The following is a 20525-nucleotide window of genomic DNA, read 5'->3' on the forward strand; positions in this document are numbered from 1 at the left end:
CTACTCCAATCAGTTGCGGAACGGGAATTTGAAAGCACGCAGCAGAGCGCGGCCTTCATCATCGTTCTTGGCAGTGGTGGTCAGGGTAATGTCCAGACCGCGGAGAGCATCGATCTTGTCGTAGTCGATTTCCGGGAAAATGATCTGCTCTTTCACGCCCATGCTGTAGTTGCCACGACCATCGAAGGACTTGGCATTCAGGCCGCGGAAGTCGCGAACCCGAGGCAGGGAGATCGACAGCAGACGATCCAGGAACTCGTACATACGCTCACGGCGCAGGGTCACTTTGACGCCGATCGGCCAACCTTCACGGACTTTAAAGCCAGCGATGGATTTGCGAGCGTAGGTCACAACGACTTTCTGGCCGGTGATCTTTTCCAGGTCAGCAACAGCGTGCTCGATGACTTTTTTGTCGCCGATCGCTTCGCCCAGACCCATGTTCAGGGTGATTTTGGTAACGCGCGGAACTTCCATCACGTTCGAAAGCTTAAGTTCTTCCTTAAGTTTCGGAGCGATTTCCTTCCGGTAAATCTCTTTTAGTCGTGCCATGGTCTTCTACCTAGCAGTGTTCAAGCATCAACCGCTTTTTGGGTCGACTTGAAGACACGAATTTTCTTACCGTCTTCTACTTTGAAACCAACGCGGTCAGCCTTGTTGGTTTCGCCGTTGAAGATGGCGACGTTGGAAGCGTGCAGTGGCGCTTCTTTCTCGACGATACCGCCCTGTACGCCCGACATCGGGTTAGGCTTGGTATGACGCTTGACCAGGTTCAGACCACCAACAACCAGACGGTTGTCAGCAAGAACCTTCAGCACCTTACCGCGCTTACCTTTGTCTTTGCCGGCGATCACGATGATCTCGTCGTCACGACGAATCTTTTGCATGTCGGATCTCCTTACAGCACTTCTGGGGCGAGCGAGACGATCTTCATGAACTTCTCAGTACGAAGTTCACGGGTCACTGGCCCAAAGATACGGGTGCCGATCGGCTCTTGCTTGTTGTTCAGAAGAACAGCAGCGTTGCCATCAAAGCGGATAATGGAGCCATCAGCACGACGTACGCCGTGACGAGTGCGGACTACAACAGCAGTCATCACTTGGCCTTTTTTCACCTTACCGCGAGGAATTGCTTCCTTTACGGTAACTTTGATGATGTCACCGATACCAGCGTAACGACGATGGGAGCCACCCAGCACCTTGATGCACATAACGCGGCGAGCGCCGCTGTTATCGGCCACATCGAGCATGGATTGAGTCTGAATCATATAATTTCTCCGACCCCTAGCCCTTAGACTTCCACAGCGCGTTCGAGAACATCAACCAGCGCCCAAGACTTGGTCTTGGCCATCGGACGAGTTTCACGAATAGTGACTTTGTCGCCGATGTGGCACTGATTGGTTTCGTCGTGCGCGTGCAGCTTAGTCGAACGCTTAACGTATTTACCGTAGATCGGGTGCTTAACGCGACGCTCGATCAGAACGGTGATGGTTTTGTCCATCTTGTCGCTGACAACACGGCCAGTCAGCGTACGGACAGTTTTTTCGGCTTCAGCCATGATCACTTACCTGCCTGCTGGTTGAGCACAGTCTTCACGCGAGCGATGTCACGCTTAACTTGCGAGAGCAGATGAGACTGCCCCAACTGGCCAGTTGCTTTCTGCATGCGCAGATTGAACTGGTCGCGCAGCAAGCCGAGCAGTTGCTCGTTCAGCTGCTGTGCGGATTTTTCACGAAGTTCATTCGCTTTCATCACATCACCGTCCGTTTAACAAAGGAGGTGGCGAGCGGCAGCTTTGCAGCAGCCAGGGCGAAAGCCTCACGCGCCAGCTCTTCAGAAACACCCTCGATTTCATACAGGACTTTGCCTGGCTGAATCTGGGCAACCCAGTACTCCACGTTACCCTTACCTTTACCCATACGAACCTCGAGAGGCTTCTTGGAGATCGGCTTGTCCGGGAATACACGGATCCAGATCTTGCCGCCACGTTTTACGTGACGGGTCAGAGCACGACGCGCTGACTCGATCTGACGAGCGGTGAGACGACCACGAGCTACAGACTTCAGCGCGAACTCGCCGAAGCTGACTTTGCTACCGCGCAGTGCCAGACCACGGTTGTGGCCGGTCATCTGCTTGCGGAACTTCGTACGCTTAGGTTGCAACATTTGGCGTACCCCTTACTTAGCAGCTTTTTTACGAGGCGCTGGTGCTTGTGGCTTCAGCTCTTCTTGGCGACCACCAATTACTTCGCCTTTGAAGATCCAAACCTTTACACCGATCACACCGTAAGTGGTGTGAGCTTCGTAGTTGGCATAGTCGATGTCGGCACGCAGGGTGTGCAGTGGCACACGACCTTCGCGATACCATTCAGTACGTGCGATTTCAGCACCGCCGAGACGACCGCTCACTTGGATTTTGATGCCTTTGGCACCAATGCGCATGGCGTTCTGTACAGCGCGCTTCATGGCGCGACGGAACATTACACGACGCTCCAGCTGCTGAGCTACGCTCTGCGCAACCAGCATACCGTCGAGCTCCGGCTTGCGGATCTCTTCGATATTGATGTGCACAGGCACACCCATTTGCTTGGTCAGGTCCTGACGCAGTTTCTCAACATCTTCACCTTTCTTCCCGATAACGATACCTGGACGAGCGGTGTGGATGGTGATGCGTGCAGTTTGGGCCGGACGATGGATATCGATACGGCTTACGGACGCGCTTTTTAGTTTGTCTTGGAGGTATTCACGCACCTTCAGATCAGCGAACAAGTAGTCCGCATAAGTCCGACCGTCTGCGTACCAGACGGAGGTGTGCTCCTTGACGATTCCCAGGCGAATGCCAATGGGATGTACTTTCTGACCCATCTCTTCGACTCCGTTACTTGTCAGCAACCTTGACAGTGATATGGCAAGACCGCTTGACGATGCGATCAGCACGGCCTTTGGCACGTGGCATGATGCGCTTCAGCGAACGCCCTTCGTTGACAAAAACGGTGCTGACCTTCAGGTCATCAACGTCTGCGCCTTCGTTATGCTCGGCGTTGGCTACGGCCGACTCCAGCACTTTTTTCATGATCTCGGCGGCTTTCTTACTGCTGAAAGCCAACAGGTTGAGCGCTTCGCCCACCTTCTTCCCGCGGATCTGGTCGGCGACCAAGCGGGCTTTCTGGGCGGAGATTCGAGCGCCCGACAACTTAGCGGCTACTTCCATTTCCTTACCCCTTAACGCTTGGCTTTCTTGTCTGCCACGTGCCCGCGATAAGTGCGGGTACCGGCGAACTCGCCCAGTTTGTGGCCGACCATGTCTTCGTTTACGAGAACTGGGACGTGCTGACGACCGTTGTGTACAGCGATGGTCAGACCGACCATTTGTGGCAGGATCATCGAACGACGCGACCAAGTCTTAATTGGTTTGCGATCGTTCTTTTCCGCCGCCACTTCGATCTTCTTCAGTAGGTGAAGATCAATAAAAGGACCTTTTTTCAGAGAACGTGGCACTGTCGTATCCCTCTATTTACTTGCGACGACGGACGATCATTTTGTCGGTACGCTTATTACCACGAGTCTTCGCGCCCTTAGTCGGGAAGCCCCATGGCGATACCGGATGACGACCACCAGAGGTACGACCTTCACCACCACCATGTGGGTGGTCAACCGGGTTCATGGCAACACCACGAACGGTTGGGCGAACGCCACGCCAGCGCTTGGCACCAGCTTTACCCAGCGAACGCAGGCTGTGTTCGGAGTTCGAGACTTCGCCCAGGGTCGCACGGCACTCAGCCAGTACTTTACGCATTTCACCGGAACGCAGACGCAGGGTCACGTAAACGCCTTCACGAGCGATCAGCTGAGCCGAAGCACCAGCGGAACGAGCGATCTGTGCGCCTTTACCTGGCTTCAGTTCGATGCCGTGTACGGTAGAACCGACTGGAATGTTGCGCAGTTGCAGAGCGTTACCTGGCTTGATTGGAGCCAGGGCACCTGCGATCAGCGTGTCGCCAGCACTCACGCCTTTAGGGGCGATGATGTAGCGGCGCTCGCCGTCTGCGTAGCAGAGCAGTGCGATGTGAGCAGTACGGTTTGGATCGTATTCGATACGCTCGACAGTGGCGACGATGCCATCTTTGTCGTTGCGACGGAAATCGACCATACGGTAATGCTGCTTATGACCACCACCGATGTGACGGGTGGTAATACGGCCATTGTTGTTACGACCACCAGACTTCGATTTTTTCTCGAGCAGCGGTGCGTGAGGAGCGCCTTTATGCAGCTCCTGGTTGACCACCTTGACCACAAAACGGCGGCCAGGGGAAGTCGGTTTGCATTTAACGATTGCCATGATGCACCCCTTCCTTACTCAGCACTGCTGCTGAAATCGAGATCTTGGCCTGGCTGAAGGGAGATAACTGCCTTCTTCCAGTCATTACGCTTGCCCAGACCGCGAGCGGTGCGCTTGCTCTTACCCAGAACGTTCAGGGTAGTAACACGCTCAACTTTCACGCTGAACAGGCTTTCGACGGCCTTCTTGATTTCCAGCTTGGTTGCGTCAGTAGCAACCTTGAAAACGAACTGGCCTTTCTTGTCTGCCAGAACCGTAGCCTTCTCGGAAACGTGCGGGCCAAGCAGAACTTTAAATACGCGTTCCTGGTTCATCCCAGCAGCTCCTCGAATTTCTTCACGGCCGACACGGTGATCAACACCTTGTCGTATGCGATCAGACTAACTGGATCGGAACCTTGCACGTCACGTACATCTACGTGTGGCAGGTTGCGAGCAGCCAGGTACAGGTTCTGATCAACAGCGTCCGACACGATCAGAACGTCGGTCAGGCTCATGTTGTTCAGTTTGCCCAGCAGGTCTTTGGTTTTCGGAGTTTCAACTGCGAAATCCTGAACCACGACCAGACGATCAGTACGCACCAGCTCAGCAAGGATGGAACGCATTGCTGCGCGATACATCTTCTTGTTCAGCTTCTGGGAGTGATCCTGTGGACGAGCTGCGAAAGTGGTGCCGCCGCCGCGCCAGATTGGGCTACGGATAGTACCGGCACGAGCACGGCCAGTACCTTTCTGACGCCATGGGCGCTTACCGCCACCACGAACGTCGGAACGGGTCTTTTGCTGCTTGCTACCTTGACGGCCGCCGGCCATGTAGGCCACGACTGCTTGGTGAACCAGCGTCTCGTTGAATTCGCCGCCAAATGTCAGTTCGGAAACTTCGATCGCTTGAGCGTCATTTACATTTAATTGCATGTCAGCTTCCCCTTAACCGCGAGCCTTGGCTGCTGGACGTACAACCAGGTTGCCGCCAGTAGCGCCAGGAACAGCACCCTTGACCAGCAACAGATTGCGTTCAGCGTCCACGCGCACTACTTCCAGGGACTGCACGGTCACGCGCTCAGCGCCCATATGACCGGACATTTTTTTGCCCTTGAATACACGACCAGGAGTCTGGCACTGGCCGATAGAGCCTGGGACGCGGTGGGATACGGAGTTACCGTGGGTGTTATCTTGCCCGCGGAAATTCCAACGCTTGATCGTACCCTGGAAGCCTTTACCTTTGGACTGACCGGTTACATCAACCAGTTGACCAGCAGCGAAGATTTCAGCGTTGATCAGATCGCCGGCCTGGTACTCGCCTTCTTCAAGGCGGAATTCCATTACGGTACGACCAGCGGCAACGTTCGCCTTGGCGAAGTGGCCAGCCTGAGCAGCTGTTACACGGGAAGCACGACGCTCGCCGACAGTGACTTGCACTGCACGATAGCCATCGGTTTCTTCAGTTTTGAACTGGGTGACGCGATTCGGCTCGATCTCAATGACCGTGACCGGAATGGAGACACCTTCTTCGGTGAAAATACGGGTCATACCCGCTTTACGACCGACTACACCAATAGTCATGTTGTAAACCTCATGAGTGTACGGGGCTTTCACCCGCTATGGCCGCCCATTTCAGAGCGTTACACGACCAAGACCGAGTCTTAGCCGAGGCTGATCTGCACTTCCACACCGGCCGCAAGATCAAGCTTCATAAGTGCATCAACGGTTTTATCCGTTGGCTGGACGATGTCCAGAACGCGCTTATGAGTGCGGATCTCGTACTGGTCACGCGCGTCTTTGTTGACGTGCGGAGAAACCAGAACGGTGAACCGCTCTTTACGGGTAGGCAGTGGAATTGGACCACGCACTTGAGCACCAGTACGTTTCGCGGTTTCCACGATTTCCTGGGTTGATTGGTCGATCAGGCGATGGTCAAAAGCCTTCAACCTGATACGGATTTGCTGATTTTGCATTGGATTTCAGACTCCGGCTGCTATTCCCACCGGGCGCAATACGCCCGTTAAAAGGAGGCGCAATTCTATAGACGCCCCAGATAGGTGTCAACCCAATAAAAAAGCCCCCGCTAAGCGGGGGCTTTTTCAACTCATCAAAGCTGACTCAATAAAGAGATCACTCGATGATTTTAGCTACGACGCCAGCACCAACGGTACGGCCGCCTTCACGGATTGCGAAACGCAGACCGTCTTCCATCGCGATGGTTTTGATCAGGGTAACAGTCATCTGAATGTTGTCACCTGGCATTACCATTTCAACGCCTTCTGGCAGCTCGCAGTTACCAGTCACGTCAGTAGTACGGAAGTAGAACTGTGGACGGTAGCCTTTGAAGAACGGAGTGTGACGGCCGCCTTCTTCCTTGCTCAGAACGTAAACTTCTGCGGTGAACTTGGTGTGCGGCTTAACCGAACCCGGCTTAACCAGAACCTGACCACGCTCAACGTCGTCACGCTTGGTGCCACGCAGCAGAACGCCGCAGTTCTCGCCAGCACGACCTTCGTCCAGCAGCTTGCGGAACATCTCAACACCGGTGCAGGTGGTGGTGGTGGTGTCACGCAGACCAACGATTTCCAGGGCGTCTTGAACGCGAACGATACCGCGCTCGATACGACCGGTCACAACAGTACCGCGACCCGAGATCGAGAACACGTCTTCGATTGGCATCAGGAAAGGCTTGTCGATAGCACGCTCTGGCTCTGGGATGTAGCTGTCCAGAGTTTCCACCAGCTTCTTGACAGCGGTGGTGCCCATTTCGTTGTCGTCTTTGCCTTCCAGCGCCATACGAGCCGAACCGATGATGATCGGAGTGTCGTCGCCTGGGAAGTCGTAGGTGGACAGCAGGTCGCGAACTTCCATCTCAACCAGTTCCAACAGCTCAGCGTCGTCTACCAGGTCAGCCTTGTTCAGGAAAACCACGATGTACGGAACGCCTACCTGACGGGACAGCAGGATGTGCTCACGGGTTTGTGGCATCGGACCATCAGCGGCCGAGCAAACCAGGATCGCGCCGTCCATCTGCGCAGCACCAGTGATCATGTTCTTCACGTAGTCAGCGTGACCTGGGCAGTCAACGTGAGCGTAGTGACGAATGTTCGAGTTGTACTCAACGTGCGCGGTGTTGATGGTGATACCGCGAGCTTTTTCTTCTGGAGCGCTGTCGATCTTGTCGAATTCAACTACGGCCGAACCGAAAACTTCGGAGCAGACGCGAGTCAGAGCAGCGGTCAGAGTGGTTTTACCGTGGTCAACGTGGCCGATGGTGCCAACGTTTACGTGCGGTAGGGAACGATCAAATTTTTCTTTAGCCACGACAATTAACTCCTAGCCTAAAGGGGCTGAATCAGCCTTGTTTTTTGGTAACGGATTCGACGATGTGCGACGGAGCCGTATCGTATTTTTTGAATTCCATAGAGTAGCTTGCGCGACCCTGGGACATGGAACGAACGTCGGTCGCATAACCGAACATCTCACCCAGTGGAACTTCGGCACGGATAACCTTGCCGGACACTGTGTCTTCCATACCCTGGATCATGCCGCGACGACGGTTAAGGTCGCCCATCACATCACCCATATAGTCTTCAGGCGTAACAACCTCTACCGCCATGATCGGCTCGAGCAACTCACCACCACCCTTCTGGGCCAGTTGCTTGGTCGCCATGGAAGCAGCCACTTTAAACGCCATCTCGTTGGAGTCGACGTCGTGGTAAGAACCATCGAACACGGTAGCCTTCAGGCCGATCAGCGGATAGCCGGCAACAACGCCGTTCTTCATCTGCTCTTCGATACCCTTCTGGATAGCCGGGATGTATTCCTTAGGAACCACACCACCCACTACTTCGTTCAGGAATTGCAGACCTTCCTGACCTTCGTCAGCAGGAGCAAAGCGAATCCAGCAATGACCGAACTGGCCACGACCGCCGGACTGACGAACGAACTTGCCTTCGATCTCGCAGTTCTTCGTGATGCGCTCACGGTACGAAACCTGCGGCTTGCCGATGTTGGCTTCGACGTTGAACTCACGGCGCATCCGGTCAACCAGGATGTCCAGGTGCAGCTCGCCCATGCCGGAGATGATCGTTTGACCAGTCTCTTCATCAGTTTTAACGCGGAAAGACGGGTCTTCCTGAGCAAGTTTGCCCAGAGCGATACCCATTTTTTCCTGGTCATCCTTGGTCTTAGGCTCTACGGCAACCGAAATAACCGGCTCCGGGAAGTCCATGCGAACCAGGATGATTGGCTTGTCAGCGTTGCAGAGGGTTTCACCAGTGGTGACGTCCTTCATGCCGATCAGGGCCGCGATGTCGCCAGCGCGTACTTCCTTGATCTCTTCACGGGCGTTTGCGTGCATTTGCACCATACGACCCACGCGCTCTTTTTTGCCTTTAACCGAGTTGATCACGCCGTCGCCGGAGTTCAACACGCCCGAGTAAACGCGGACGAAGGTCAAGGTACCCACGAATGGGTCGGTAGCGATCTTGAACGCCAGGGCCGCGAACGGCTCGTCGTCGCTTGCATGACGCTCCATCTCTTCTTCCTCGTTATCAGGGTTGGAACCCTTGATAGCAGGAATGTCGGTCGGAGCAGGCAGGAAGTCGATAACGGCGTCGAGAACCAGGGGAACGCCCTTGTTCTTGAACGAAGAACCGCAAACAGCCAGAACGATTTCGCCGGCGATAGTACGTGCACGCAAAGCAGCCTTGATCTCTTCGATCGACAGCTCTTCACCTTCCAGGTACTTGTTCATCAGGTCTTCGTTGGCTTCGGCGGCGGCTTCAACCATGTTGTTGCGCCACTCTTCAGCCAGCTCGAGCATGTCCGCAGGGATTTCCTTGCGAACCGGAACCATACCCTTGTCAGAGTCGTTCCAGTAGACAGCTTGCATGTTGATCAGGTCGATCTGGCCCTGGAAGTTGTCTTCCGAACCGATAGCCAGCTGGATCGGCACCGGAGTGTGACCCAGACGCTGTTTGATCTGACCGATCACGCGCAGGAAGTTGGCACCAGCACGGTCCATCTTGTTTACGTAAACAAGACGTGGAACGCCGTATTTGTTGGCCTGACGCCATACGGTTTCCGACTGAGGCTCAACACCCGAAGTACCGCAGAACACAACGACAGCGCCGTCGAGTACGCGCAGGGAACGTTCTACTTCAATGGTGAAGTCTACGTGGCCCGGGGTATCGATTACGTTGAAGCGATGCTCGTGTGGGTACTGCTTCTCGGAACCTTTCCAGAAGGCGGTAATGGCAGCAGAAGTAATGGTAATACCACGCTCCTGCTCCTGAACCATCCAGTCTGTGGTCGCGGCGCCGTCATGCACCTCGCCCATTTTGTGACTTTTGCCAGTGTAAAAAAGGACGCGCTCGGTGGTGGTGGTTTTACCAGCATCCACGTGAGCGACGATACCGATGTTACGGTAGCGACTAATCGGAGTAGTACGAGCCATAAAGCCCTCGCAAAATTAGTGAAGCTAAAATTAGAAGCGGTAGTGCGAGAAAGCTTTGTTAGCTTCGGCCATACGGTGCACGTCTTCACGCTTCTTAACAGCAGCACCTTTACCTTCAGCAGCATCCAGCAGCTCGCCAGCCAAGCGCAGAGCCATAGACTTCTCGCCGCGCTTGCGGGCGAAGTCTACCAACCAGCGCATTGCCAGAGCGTTACGACGGGACGGACGAACCTCGACCGGAACCTGGTAAGTAGCACCACCAACGCGGCGCGACTTCACTTCGACCAGCGGAGCGATGGCGTCGAGTGCTTTTTCGAAGAGTTCCAGGGGATCGGTGCCGGTCTTGCGAGCCGCAACGGTTTCCAGGGCACCATAAACGATACGCTCGGCAACGGCTTTCTTGCCGCTTTCCATAACGTGGTTCATGAATTTGGCGAGGATTTGGCTTCCGTATTTCGGATCGTCCAGAATCTCACGCTTTGCTGCTACGCGACGTCTTGGCATTGATAAGCCCTCAAACGGTCTTCAGGTTAGCTCGGGACAGACCCAGTGGATGCGCGCCCGACCTTACTCTTATCGACTCAATAAAATGAAAATCTGCAAAACGGCCGATTACTTCGGACGCTTGGTACCGTACTTCGAACGACCTTGGTTACGACCTTTAACACCGGAAGTATCCAGGGAGCCGCGAACGGTGTGGTAACGAACACCTGGCAAGTCTTTTACACGACCGCCGCGGATCAGTACCACGCTGTGCTCTTGCAGGTTGTGGCCTTCACCACCGATGTACGAGGAAACCTCGAAACCGTTGGTCAGACGCACACGGCATACTTTACGCAGTGCCGAGTTAGGTTTTTTCGGCGTGGTGGTGTACACACGGGTGCACACGCCACGACGTTGCGGGCAGTTCTGCAGCGCAGGCACGTCGGATTTCTCGACGATACGCTTACGCGGCTGACGTACCAGCTGGTTGATAGTTGCCATCTACTAGCTCCACTGTTGTCTTGCGACGCTATTGTCTTGCAAGAAAAGCAAAATGGCAGGAACGAATTCCCGCCAAATTTAGGGGATCAAGAGTCTAAAGAGGATCTTGTCCCCAGTCAAGGCAAGGCCCCGACCTCCCCGCTCGTCGAACCTCGACAAATTGTCTCGATTCGATGAACGGCTTGATCAGGGCCTCAGCTCATTTTTCGCAGAACTCAGTTACCGCTCGAGTTCAGCGCTTCGGTCAGTGCAGCTTCCACTTCACTGGCACTTACGCGCAACGGCTTGTCTGCATCACGACGACGCTTGCGCTCGCTGTGATAAGCCAGACCGGTACCGGCCGGGATCAGACGACCCACGACCACGTTTTCTTTCAGGCCGCGCAGGTAATCGCGCTTGCCGGTTACGGCCGCTTCGGTCAGTACGCGGGTGGTTTCCTGGAAGGAAGCCGCCGAGATGAACGATTCGGTCGACAACGACGCCTTGGTGATACCCAGCAGAACGCGGGTGAACTTGGAGACAAACTTGTCTTCCGCATTCAGACGCTCGTTCTCTACCAGAACGTGAGTCAGTTCCATCTGGTCGCCCTTGATGAAGCTGGAATCGCCGGACTCGGAGATCTCAACTTTACGCAGCATCTGACGCAGGATGGTCTCGATGTGCTTGTCGTTGATCTTCACGCCTTGCAGACGGTAAACGTCCTGGATCTCGTTGACGATGTACTTGGCCAGCGCGCTCACACCCAGCAGACGCAGGATGTCGTGCGGATCGCTCGGACCGTCGGAGATAACTTCGCCGCGGTTTACCTGTTCGCCTTCGAACACGTTCAGGTGACGCCACTTCGGAATCAGCTCTTCGTACGGATCGCTACCGTCGTTCGGGGTAATGACCAGACGGCGCTTGCCTTTGGTCTCTTTACCGAACGCGATGGTGCCGCTGACTTCAGCCAGAATCGACGCCTCTTTCGGACGACGGGCTTCGAACAGGTCGGCAACACGCGGCAGACCACCGGTGATGTCACGGGTTTTCGAAGTTTCTTGCGGGATACGAGCGATAACATCACCGATCGCAATCTTCGCACCGTCCGCAACACCGACCAGGGCGTTGGCTGGCAGGAAGTACTGAGCGATAACGTCAGTGCCTGGCAGCAACAGATCCTTGCCGTTGTCATCAACCATCTTCACCGCAGGACGAATGTCCTTGCCGGCAGCCGGACGGTCTTTGGCATCGAGTACTTCAATGTTGGTCATACCGGTCAATTCGTCAGTCTGACGCTTGATCGTGATGCCTTCTTCCATGCCCACGTAGGTCACGGTACCTTTCATTTCGGTAACGATCGGGTGAGTGTGCGGATCCCACTTGGCCACGATTGCGCCAGCGTCGACCTTGTCACCTTCTTTAACCGAAATCACGGCACCGTACGGCAGCTTGTAACGCTCGCGCTCACGACCGAAGTCGTCAGCGATTGCCAGCTCACCGGAACGGGACACAGCAACCAGGTTGCCATCCACACGCTCAACGTGTTTCAGGTTGTGCAGACGGACGGTACCGCCATTCTTCACCTGAACGCTGTCGGCTGCGGAAGTACGGCTTGCCGCACCACCGATGTGGAACGTACGCATCGTCAGCTGGGTACCCGGCTCACCGATGGACTGGGCAGCGATAACGCCGACCGCTTCACCGATGTTCACCTGGTGACCACGAGCCAGGTCACGGCCGTAGCACTTGGCGCAAATGCCATAGCGGGTTTCGCAGCTGATCGGCGAACGCACGATCACTTCGTCGATGCTGTTCAGCTCGATGAACTCGACCCACTTCTCGTCTACCAGGGTGCCAGCAGGAACGATGACGTCCTCGGTACCCGGCTTGAATACGTCACGGGCAATGACACGACCCAATACGCGTTCACCCAACGGCTCTACAACGTCACCGCCTTCAATGTGCGGAGTCATCAGCAGACCGTGTTCGGTGCCGCAATCGATCTCGGTCACGACCAGATCCTGCGCCACGTCTACCAGACGACGAGTCAGGTAACCGGAGTTCGCAGTTTTCAACGCGGTATCCGCCAGACCTTTACGAGCACCGTGAGTCGAGATGAAGTACTGAAGTACGCTCAAACCTTCACGGAAGTTCGCAGTAATCGGCGTTTCAATGATGGAACCGTCCGGCTTGGCCATCAGACCACGCATACCGGCCAGCTGACGAATCTGTGCTGCGGAACCCCGCGCACCCGAGTCGGCCATCATGTACATCGAGTTGAACGATTCTTGCTCGACTTCGTCGCCGTGACGGTCGATGACTTTCTCTTTCGAGAGGTTGGCCATCATCGCCTTGGAGACTTCGTCGTTCGCTTTCGACCAAAGGTCGATCACTTTGTTGTACTTCTCGCCCTGGGTTACCAGGCCGGAGGCGTACTGGCTCTCGATCTCTTTCACTTCGTCGGTGGCAGCACCGATGATGCGGGCTTTTTCATCCGGGATAACGAAGTCGTTAACACCGATGGAAACGCCGGAGATGGTCGAGTAGGCAAAACCGGTGTACATCAACTGGTCAGCGAAGATCACGGTCTCTTTCAGACCAACCACGCGGTAGCACTGGTTGATCAGCTTGGAGATCGCCTTTTTCTTCATCGGCAGGTTGACGACGTCGAACGACAGACCATTTGGCACAACCTGGAACAGCAGCGCACGGCCGACAGTGGTGTCGACGATACGGGTGTTGTTCACGCTGTTGCCGTCACGATCGTTCACGGTTTCGTTGATACGAACCTTGATCTTGGCGTGCAGTGCGGCTTCGCCGGCACGGAACACACGGTCAACTTCCTGCAGATCCGCGAACACACGACCTTCGCCCTTGGCGTTGATCGCTTCACGGGTCATGTAGTACAGACCCAGTACAACGTCCTGCGACGGAACGATGATTGGCTCACCGTTGGCTGGCGACAGAATGTTGTTGGTCGACATCATCAACGCACGCGCTTCGAGCTGGGCTTCCAGCGTCAGCGGTACGTGCACGGCCATTTGGTCGCCGTCGAAGTCGGCGTTGTACGCGGCGCAGACCAGAGGGTGCAGCTGGATAGCCTTACCTTCGATCAGTACCGGTTCAAACGCCTGGATGCCAAGACGGTGAAGGGTCGGTGCACGGTTGAGAAGAACCGGGTGTTCGCGAATCACTTCAGCGAGAACGTCCCAAACTTCCGGCAGCTCGCGCTCGACCATTTTCTTGGCCGCTTTGATGGTGGTAGCGAGACCACGCATTTCCAGCTTGCCGAAAATGAACGGCTTGAACAGCTCGAGAGCCATCTTCTTCGGCAGACCGCACTGGTGCAGACGCAGGGTAGGACCTACGGTAATTACCGAACGACCGGAGTAGTCAACACGCTTACCGAGCAAGTTCTGACGGAAACGACCTTGCTTACCCTTGATCATGTCAGCCAGGGATTTCAGAGGACGCTTGTTGGAACCTGTGATAGCGCGGCCACGACGACCGTTGTCGAGCAGTGCATCGACAGCTTCCTGCAACATACGCTTTTCGTTGCGCACGATGATGTCCGGAGCGGACAGATCCAGCAGGCGCTTCAAACGGTTGTTACGGTTGATCACTCGACGATACAGATCGTTGAGGTCGGAAGTCGCGAAACGACCGCCATCCAGCGGGACCAGTGGACGCAGATCTGGCGGCAGAACCGGCAGAACGGTCAGCACCATCCACTCTGGCAGGTTGCCGGAACCCTGGAAGGCTTCCATCAACTTCAGACGCTTGGACAGCTTCTTGATCTTGGTTTCGGAGTTGGTTTGCGGAATCTCTTCACGCAGACGGCCAATCTCGTGTTCCAGGTCGATAGCGTGCAGCAGTTCGCGGACAGCTTCGGCACCCATGCGGGCGTCGAAATCGTCACCGAATTCTTCCAGCGCTTCGAAGTACTGCTCGTCGTTCAGCAGCTGACCTTTTTCAAGAGTGGTCATGCCCGGGTCGATAACGACATAGCTCTCGAAGTAGAGAACGCGCTCGATATCACGCAGGGTCATGTCCATCAGCAGGCCGATACGGGACGGCAGCGATTTCAGGAACCAGATGTGGGCAACCGGCGAAGCCAGTTCGATGTGCGCCATGCGCTCACGACGAACCTTGGCCAGTGCAACTTCAACGCCGCACTTCTCGCAGATCACACCACGGTGCTTCAAGCGCTTGTACTTACCGCACAGGCACTCGTAATCCTTTACCGGGCCAAAGATCTTGGCGCAGAACAGACCGTCACGCTCAGGTTTGAACGTACGGTAGTTGATGGTTTCCGGCTTTTTAACTTCACCGAACGACCACGAGCGGATCATCTCAGGCGAGGCCAATCCGATACGGATGGCGTCGAACTCTTCGACTTGACCCTGGTTTTTCAGCAAATTCAGTAGGTCTTTCAAGGCCTTTCCTCCTGGCGGAGCAGAGAGCGGGCAATCCTGCCCCGCTCTCGATCGCGTCACGTGTTATTCGGTTTCCAGATCGATATCGATGCCGAGGGAACGAATTTCCTTGATCAACACGTTGAAGGACTCGGGCATGCCCGGCTCCATACGGTGATCGCCGTCCACGATGTTTTTGTACATCTTGGTCCGGCCGTTCACATCGTCCGACTTCACTGTGAGCATTTCTTGCAGAGTGTAAGCAGCACCGTATGCTTCCAGTGCCCAGACCTCCATCTCCCCGAAACGCTGACCACCGAACTGCGCCTTACCACCCAGCGGCTGCTGGGTAACCAGGCTGTACGAACCGGTAGAACGCGCGTGCATCTTGTCGTCTACCAAGTGGTTCAGCTTCAGCATGTACATGTAGCCAACGGTAACTGGACGCTCGAACTTGTTGCCGGTACGGCCGTCGGTCAGCTGCATCTGGCCGCTTTCTGGCAGGTCTGCCAGTTTCAGCATGGCCTTGATTTCGCTTTCCTTGGCACCGTCGAACACTGGAGTGGCCATTGGAACACCGCCACGCAGGTTCTTCGCCAGATCCAGGATTTCCTGATCGGAGAAGCTGTCCAGATCTTCGTTACGACCGCCGATCTGGTTGTAGATCTCGTCCAGGAAGGTACGCAGCTCAGCGACTTTGCGCTGCTCTTCGACCATCCGGTTGATCTTCTCGCCCAGACCTTTGGCCGCGAGGCCCAGGTGGGTTTCAAGGATCTGACCAACGTTCATACGCGAAGGTACGCCCAGCGGGTTGAGGACCACGTCGACCGGGGTGCCATTGGCATCGTGCGGCATGTCTTCAACCGGCATGATCACGGAGACCACACCTTTGTTACCGTGACGACCGGCCATCTTGTCGCCCGGCTGGATGCGACGACGGATTGCCAGGTAAACCTTGACGATCTTCAGCACGCCTGGAGCCAGGTCATCGCCCTGCTGCAGTTTGCGCTTCTTGTCTTCGAACTTGTCGTCCAGCAGACGGCGGCGATCAACGATGTAGGCCTGAGCCTTCTCGAGCTGCTCGTTCAGAGCATCTTCAGCCATGCGCAGTTTGAACCACTGACCATGCTCAAGACCGTCGAGTACTTCGTCGGTGATGTCCTGACCTTTCTTCAGGCCCGCGCCGCCTTCAGCCTTGTGGCCTACCAGAGCGGAACGCAGACGTTCGAAGGTCGCGCCTTCAACGATGCGGAACTCTTCGTTCAGATCCTTGCGGATCTCGTCCAGCTGGGACTTCTCGATCGACAGTGCACGAGCATCACGCTCAACGCCGTCACGAGTGAAGACCTGTACGTCGATGACAGTACCTTTGGTGCCGGTTGGCACGCGCAGGGAGGTGTCTTTAACGTCGCTGGCTTTTTCACCGAAGATCGCACGCAGCAGTTTTTCTTCCGGAGTCAGCTGGGTCTCGCCTTTCGGAGTGACCTTGCCTACCAGGATGTCGCCTGCGCCGACTTCAGCACCTACGTAAACGATACCGGCTTCGTCCAGCTTGTTCAGAGCGGCTTCACCCACGTTCGGGATGTCCGCAGTGATTTCCTCTGGGCCAAGCTTGGTGTCACGGGCCACACAGGTCAGTTCCTGAATGTGGATAGTGGTGAAACGGTCTTCCTGAACCACACGCTCGGACAGGCAGATGGAGTCTTCGAAGTTGAAGCCGTTCCATGCCATGAACGCGATGCGCATGTTCTGACCCAGAGCCAGTTCACCCATGTCGGTGGACGGGCCGTCGGCCATGATGTCGCTACGCTGAACGCGATCACCTTTGCTCACCAGCGGACGCTGGTTGATGCAGGTGTTCTGGTTCGAGCGGGTGTATTTGGTCAGGTTGTAGATGTCGACACCAGCTTCGCCGGTTTCAACTTCGTCATCAGCAACACGAACCACGATACGGCTGGCATCAACGGAGTCGATCACGCCGCCCCGACGAGCCACGACGCAAACGCCGGAGTCGCGAGCCACGTTGCGCTCCATGCCGGTACCGACCAGCGGCTTGTCAGCACGCAGGGTTGGTACAGCCTGACGCTGCATGTTCGAACCCATCAACGCACGGTTGGCGTCGTCGTGCTCGAGGAACGGAATCAGCGACGCTGCAACCGAAACTACCTGCTTCGGCGAAACGTCCATCAAGGTGACGTCTTCCGGCGCCTTGACGGTGAATTCGTTCAGGTGACGCACGGCCACCAGTTCGTCGATCAGGACTTTTTGCTCGTTCATGGTCGCCGAAGCCTGCGCGATCACGTGATCGGCTTCTTCAATGGCGGACAGGAACACGATGTCGTCGGTGACCACACCCTCTTTCACCACACGGTACGGGCTCTCGAGGAAGCCGTACTGGTTGGTGCGAGCGTAAGCAGCCAGCGAGTTGATCAGACCGATGTTCGGACCTTCCGGCGTTTCAATCGGGCAGACACGACCGTAGTGAGTCGGGTGTACGTCACGGACTTCGAAGCCCGCGCGCTCACGAGTCAGACCGCCAGGGCCGAGTGCAGAGACACGACGCTTGTGGGTGATCTCGGACAGCGGGTTGTTCTGGTCCATGAACTGCGACAGCTGGCTGGAACCGAAGAACTCTTTCACCGCCGCAGCCACTGGCTTGGCGTTGATCAGGTCTTGCGGCATCAGGCCTTCGCTTTCAGCCATCGACAGACGCTCTTTGACCGCACGCTCAACACGTACCAGGCCAACGCGGAACTGGTTCTCGGCCATTTCGCCTACGCAGCGAACACGACGGTTACCCAGGTGGTCGATGTCGTCGACGATGCCTTTACCGTTACGGATGTCGACCAGAGTCTTCAGTACCGCGACGATGTCTTCCTTGCACAGCACGCCCGAACCTTCGATCTCGGTACGACCGATACGACGGTTGAACTTCATCCGGCCGACCGCAGACAGGTCATAGCGCTCAGGGCTGAAGAACAGGTTGTTGAACAGGGTCTCGGCAGCGTCTTTGGTTGGCGGCTCGCCTGGACGCATCATGCGATAGATCTCGACCAGCGCTTCCAATTGGTTGCTGGTGGAGTCGATCTTCAGAGTGTCGGAGACGAACGGACCGCAGTCGATGTCGTTGGTGTACAGAGTTTCGATGCGTACGACGCCGGCCTTGGCGATTTTCGCCAGGATCTCGGTCGACAGCTCGGTGTTGCACTCTGCCAGGATCTCACCGGTAGCCGGGTGCACGATCGCCTTGGCGGTGGTACGACCCAGAACGTAATCCAGAGGCACGTCCAGCTCTTTGATCCCGGCTTTTTCCAGCTGGTTGATGTGGCGGGCAGTAATACGACGGCCCTGCTCAACGATCACCTTGCCTTTGTCGTCCTGGATGTCGAGAACAGCAACTTCACCACGCAGGCGCTGAGGCACCAGCTCCAGGCTCAGGCCTTCGCCTTTCACGTGGAATACGTTGGTGGTGTAGAACGCGTCCAGCACTTCCTCGGTGGTATAACCGAGCGCGCGCAGCAGTACCGAGGCCGGCAGCTTACGACGACGGTCGATACGCACGAATACGCAGTCTTTCGGGTCGAACTCGAAGTCCAGCCACGAACCGCGGTAAGGAATGATGCGCGCGGAGTACAGCAGTTTGCCGGAGCTGTGCGTCTTGCCACGGTCGTGGTCGAAGAACACGCCCGGGGAACGGTGCAGCTGGGAAACGATAACACGCTCGGTACCGTTGATTACGAAGGTACCGTTCTCAGTCATCAATGGGATTTCACCCATGTAGACTTCTTGCTCTTTGATGTCCTTGATCGCTTTGTTCGACGATTCTTTGTCGAAAATGATCAGGCGCACTTTTACCCGCAAAGGTACGGCGAAAGTTACACCGCGCAATACGCATTCTTTGACATCAAATGCCGGTTCGCCCAGGCGATAACCGACGTACTCCAGCGCAGCATTGCCGGAGTAGCTGATGATCGGGAAAACGGATTTGAAGGCCGCATGCAGGCCCACGTCGCGGAACTGATCTTTAGTCGCTCCCGCTTGCAAGAATTCACGATACGAATCCAGCTGGATGGCCAGGAGGTAAGGCACATCCATGACGTCCGGCAACTTGCTAAAGTCCTTGCGGATACGTTTTTTCTCAGTATATGAGTAAGCCATCAGCGTTCCCCAGCTTGGTCACCTGCTTGTTTGGCCCCTCCCGACGGGAGCAGCCAGAAAATCGTGCAAACCCCATGGTTTGCGCCACCGCATCGGGTGGTTACAGCTCGTTATCAACACCAACCCAGTCGGCTGCCAATAACGGAAAAAGGCCGGTGGCAAGAGCCACCAGCCATCAGCCTGTCGCTTGACGCTCGGGCTGGAGGAGCAAAGTCGATGCTTACTTCAGCTCGACTTTAGCGCCTGCTTCTTCCAGCTTCTTCTTAGCGTCTTCAGCAGCTTCTTTCGAAACGCCTTCAGCTACAACCTGAGGAGCGCCGTCTACTTTCTCTTTGGCTTCTTTCAGGCCCAGACCGGTCAGTTCACGAACTGCCTTGATCACGTTAACCTTCTTCTCGCCAGCTTCCAGCAGAACAACGTTGAACTCGGTTTGCTCTTCAACAACAGCGGCAGCAGCAGCTGGACCAGCAGCAGCAACAGCAGCGGTCACGCCGAAGGTTTCTTCCATTGCCTTGATCAGCTCAACAACTTCCAGAACGGTTTTCTGGCCGATTGCTTCGATGATTTGTTCGTTAGTCAGAGACATGACTCAATTCCTGATTTGGTGGACAGCCTGTACGGCCGTCGAAATAAACAAAAAAACGCGAGAGTGGAAACGCTCAGCCTCAGGCTGCAGCTGCTTCTTTCTGATCGCGAATTGCCGCCAGAGTACGAGCCAGCTTGCTGGTAGCGCCTTGAATCACGCTCATCAGTTTCGCAATAGCTTCGTCGCGAGTTGGCAGGCTTGCCAGCACGTCGATCTCATTCGCTGCGAGGAACTTGCCCTCGAACGAAGCTGCCTTGATCTCGAACTTATCCTGACCCTTGGCAAATTCCTTGAACAGACGAGCAGCAGCGCCCGGGTGTTCGTTGGAGAATGCAATCAGGGTCGGGCCGGTGAACACGTCGTTGAGGACACTGTAAGGAGTGTCAGCAACAGCGCGCTTGAGCAGGGTGTTACGTACAACACGTACGTAAACGCCAGCTTCACGAGCCTCTTTACGGAGTCCGGTCATTGCGCCTACTGTTACGCCACGGGCATCAACCACGACAGCGGACAGAGCGACTTTGGCAGCCTCGTTGACTTCAGCGACGATGGCCTTCTTGTCTTCGAGATTAATTGCCACGGGTTTAACTCCTGCTTGTTACCGTTTCATTCGATCGAAACCGAATGT

22 protein-coding genes are annotated in these 20525 nt (G+C 55.7%); all 22 read right to left on the reverse strand.

Annotated features, from left to right (window positions below):
* Nucleotides 1-9 precede the first annotated feature (9 nt).
* On the reverse strand, nt 10-549 hold the full coding sequence (rplE, locus tag CAF90_RS27640; RefSeq protein ID WP_003210069.1) for a 50S ribosomal protein L5: 540 nt from the start codon (nt 547-549) through the stop codon (nt 10-12).
* A gap of 20 nt (nt 550-569) precedes the next feature.
* Nucleotides 570-884 carry a 50S ribosomal protein L24 gene (rplX, locus tag CAF90_RS27645; protein ID WP_003186046.1) on the reverse strand — a complete coding sequence of 105 codons (315 nt, stop codon included), beginning with the start codon at nt 882-884 and terminating at the stop codon, nt 570-572.
* A gap of 11 nt (nt 885-895) precedes the next feature.
* Nucleotides 896-1264: a 50S ribosomal protein L14 gene (rplN, locus tag CAF90_RS27650; RefSeq protein ID WP_002555479.1), complete on the reverse strand. Its 369-nt coding sequence runs from the start codon at nt 1262-1264 to the stop codon at nt 896-898.
* A gap of 23 nt (nt 1265-1287) precedes the next feature.
* Complete coding sequence (gene rpsQ / locus CAF90_RS27655; protein ID WP_003194644.1) at nt 1288-1554, reverse strand: 30S ribosomal protein S17; 267 nt, start codon at nt 1552-1554, stop codon at nt 1288-1290.
* A 2-nt stretch (nt 1555-1556) separates the two neighbouring features.
* Nucleotides 1557-1748, reverse strand: coding sequence for a 50S ribosomal protein L29 (gene rpmC / locus CAF90_RS27660; protein WP_002555481.1), 192 nt, complete (start codon nt 1746-1748; stop codon nt 1557-1559).
* Nucleotides 1748-2161, reverse strand: a complete 414-nt coding sequence (gene rplP, locus CAF90_RS27665) for a 50S ribosomal protein L16 (protein ID WP_003228729.1) — start codon at nt 2159-2161, stop codon at nt 1748-1750. Before rplP ends, rpmC begins: the two co-directional genes overlap by 1 nt.
* A 12-nt stretch (nt 2162-2173) precedes the next feature.
* Nucleotides 2174-2860: a 30S ribosomal protein S3 gene (rpsC, locus tag CAF90_RS27670; protein WP_003176422.1), complete on the reverse strand. Its 687-nt coding sequence runs from the start codon at nt 2858-2860 to the stop codon at nt 2174-2176.
* A 13-nt stretch (nt 2861-2873) separates the two neighbouring features.
* Entirely contained in the window at nt 2874-3206 is a 333-nt protein-coding gene (gene rplV / locus CAF90_RS27675; RefSeq protein WP_003103908.1) for a 50S ribosomal protein L22, read from the reverse strand.
* Nucleotides 3207-3217: 11 nt separating this feature from the next.
* Nucleotides 3218-3493 carry a 30S ribosomal protein S19 gene (gene rpsS / locus CAF90_RS27680; protein WP_003228731.1) on the reverse strand — a complete coding sequence of 92 codons (276 nt, stop codon included), beginning with the start codon at nt 3491-3493 and terminating at the stop codon, nt 3218-3220.
* A 16-nt stretch (nt 3494-3509) separates the two neighbouring features.
* Nucleotides 3510-4334 (reverse strand): 50S ribosomal protein L2, encoded by an 825-nt coding sequence (gene rplB, locus CAF90_RS27685; protein ID WP_007955640.1) that lies wholly within the window; start codon nt 4332-4334, stop codon nt 3510-3512.
* A 14-nt stretch (nt 4335-4348) separates the two neighbouring features.
* Entirely contained in the window at nt 4349-4648 is a 300-nt protein-coding gene (rplW, locus tag CAF90_RS27690) for a 50S ribosomal protein L23 (protein ID WP_002555488.1), read from the reverse strand.
* Nucleotides 4645-5247 carry a 50S ribosomal protein L4 gene (rplD, locus tag CAF90_RS27695; RefSeq protein WP_003228735.1) on the reverse strand — a complete coding sequence of 201 codons (603 nt, stop codon included), beginning with the start codon at nt 5245-5247 and terminating at the stop codon, nt 4645-4647. The genes rplW and rplD overlap by 4 nt, the downstream gene beginning before the upstream one ends.
* 12 nt (nt 5248-5259) lie before the next feature.
* Nucleotides 5260-5895, reverse strand: a complete 636-nt coding sequence (rplC, locus tag CAF90_RS27700) for a 50S ribosomal protein L3 (RefSeq protein ID WP_007955641.1) — start codon at nt 5893-5895, stop codon at nt 5260-5262.
* A gap of 80 nt (nt 5896-5975) precedes the next feature.
* Nucleotides 5976-6287, reverse strand: coding sequence for a 30S ribosomal protein S10 (gene rpsJ / locus CAF90_RS27705; protein ID WP_003186070.1), 312 nt, complete (start codon nt 6285-6287; stop codon nt 5976-5978).
* Between the two features lie 157 nt (nt 6288-6444).
* A complete protein-coding gene (tuf, locus tag CAF90_RS27710; RefSeq protein WP_010220303.1) occupies nt 6445-7638 on the reverse strand; it encodes an elongation factor Tu in 1194 nt (397 codons plus the stop codon).
* Between the two features lie 31 nt (nt 7639-7669).
* Nucleotides 7670-9775, reverse strand: a complete 2106-nt coding sequence (fusA, locus tag CAF90_RS27715) for an elongation factor G (RefSeq protein WP_039772423.1) — start codon at nt 9773-9775, stop codon at nt 7670-7672.
* Between the two features lie 30 nt (nt 9776-9805).
* Entirely contained in the window at nt 9806-10279 is a 474-nt protein-coding gene (gene rpsG / locus CAF90_RS27720) for a 30S ribosomal protein S7 (protein WP_007957592.1), read from the reverse strand.
* A 108-nt stretch (nt 10280-10387) separates the two neighbouring features.
* Nucleotides 10388-10759, reverse strand: coding sequence for a 30S ribosomal protein S12 (gene rpsL / locus CAF90_RS27725; RefSeq protein ID WP_003186084.1), 372 nt, complete (start codon nt 10757-10759; stop codon nt 10388-10390).
* Nucleotides 10760-10974: 215 nt separating this feature from the next.
* Nucleotides 10975-15174 carry a DNA-directed RNA polymerase subunit beta' gene (gene rpoC / locus CAF90_RS27730; RefSeq protein ID WP_085609139.1) on the reverse strand — a complete coding sequence of 1400 codons (4200 nt, stop codon included), beginning with the start codon at nt 15172-15174 and terminating at the stop codon, nt 10975-10977.
* 63 nt (nt 15175-15237) lie between these two features.
* The gene (gene rpoB / locus CAF90_RS27735; protein WP_007957595.1) at nt 15238-19311 is read right to left on the reverse strand and encodes a DNA-directed RNA polymerase subunit beta; all 4074 of its coding nucleotides are present in this window, start codon (nt 19309-19311) and stop codon (nt 15238-15240) included.
* 220 nt (nt 19312-19531) lie between these two features.
* Complete coding sequence (gene rplL, locus CAF90_RS27740) at nt 19532-19897, reverse strand: 50S ribosomal protein L7/L12 (RefSeq protein WP_033703494.1); 366 nt, start codon at nt 19895-19897, stop codon at nt 19532-19534.
* 79 nt (nt 19898-19976) lie between these two features.
* Entirely contained in the window at nt 19977-20477 is a 501-nt protein-coding gene (rplJ, locus tag CAF90_RS27745; RefSeq protein ID WP_007957597.1) for a 50S ribosomal protein L10, read from the reverse strand.
* Nucleotides 20478-20525 lie beyond the last annotated feature (48 nt).

Origin of the sequence: Pseudomonas sp. B37(2017) (assembly GCF_002112885.1) — a bacterium.
In the GTDB taxonomy this organism is placed as follows: domain Bacteria; phylum Pseudomonadota; class Gammaproteobacteria; order Pseudomonadales; family Pseudomonadaceae; genus Aquipseudomonas; species Aquipseudomonas paraglycinae.

Coding starts and splice junctions, on each gene's coding strand:
- rpsC (WP_003176422.1), bottom strand. CDS start 2,860: ATGGGTCAGAAAGTACATCCCATTGGCATTCGCCTGGGAATCGTCAAG.
- rpsQ (WP_003194644.1), bottom strand. CDS start 1,554: ATGGCTGAAGCCGAAAAAACTGTCCGTACGCTGACTGGCCGTGTTGTC.
- rplV (WP_003103908.1), bottom strand. CDS start 3,206: ATGGAAGTAGCCGCTAAGTTGTCGGGCGCTCGAATCTCCGCCCAGAAA.
- rplD (WP_003228735.1), bottom strand. CDS start 5,247: ATGCAATTAAATGTAAATGACGCTCAAGCGATCGAAGTTTCCGAACTG.
- rplC (WP_007955641.1), bottom strand. CDS start 5,895: ATGACTATTGGTGTAGTCGGTCGTAAAGCGGGTATGACCCGTATTTTC.
- rplL (WP_033703494.1), bottom strand. CDS start 19,897: ATGTCTCTGACTAACGAACAAATCATCGAAGCAATCGGCCAGAAAACC.
- rplN (WP_002555479.1), bottom strand. CDS start 1,264: ATGATTCAGACTCAATCCATGCTCGATGTGGCCGATAACAGCGGCGCT.
- rplB (WP_007955640.1), bottom strand. CDS start 4,334: ATGGCAATCGTTAAATGCAAACCGACTTCCCCTGGCCGCCGTTTTGTG.
- rpoB (WP_007957595.1), bottom strand. CDS start 19,311: ATGGCTTACTCATATACTGAGAAAAAACGTATCCGCAAGGACTTTAGC.
- rpsJ (WP_003186070.1), bottom strand. CDS start 6,287: ATGCAAAATCAGCAAATCCGTATCAGGTTGAAGGCTTTTGACCATCGC.
- rplP (WP_003228729.1), bottom strand. CDS start 2,161: ATGTTGCAACCTAAGCGTACGAAGTTCCGCAAGCAGATGACCGGCCAC.
- rpsG (WP_007957592.1), bottom strand. CDS start 10,279: ATGCCAAGACGTCGCGTAGCAGCAAAGCGTGAGATTCTGGACGATCCG.
- rpmC (WP_002555481.1), bottom strand. CDS start 1,748: ATGAAAGCGAATGAACTTCGTGAAAAATCCGCACAGCAGCTGAACGAG.
- rplE (WP_003210069.1), bottom strand. CDS start 549: ATGGCACGACTAAAAGAGATTTACCGGAAGGAAATCGCTCCGAAACTT.
- rplX (WP_003186046.1), bottom strand. CDS start 884: ATGCAAAAGATTCGTCGTGACGACGAGATCATCGTGATCGCCGGCAAA.
- rplW (WP_002555488.1), bottom strand. CDS start 4,648: ATGAACCAGGAACGCGTATTTAAAGTTCTGCTTGGCCCGCACGTTTCC.
- fusA (WP_039772423.1), bottom strand. CDS start 9,775: ATGGCTCGTACTACTCCGATTAGTCGCTACCGTAACATCGGTATCGTC.
- rpsL (WP_003186084.1), bottom strand. CDS start 10,759: ATGGCAACTATCAACCAGCTGGTACGTCAGCCGCGTAAGCGTATCGTC.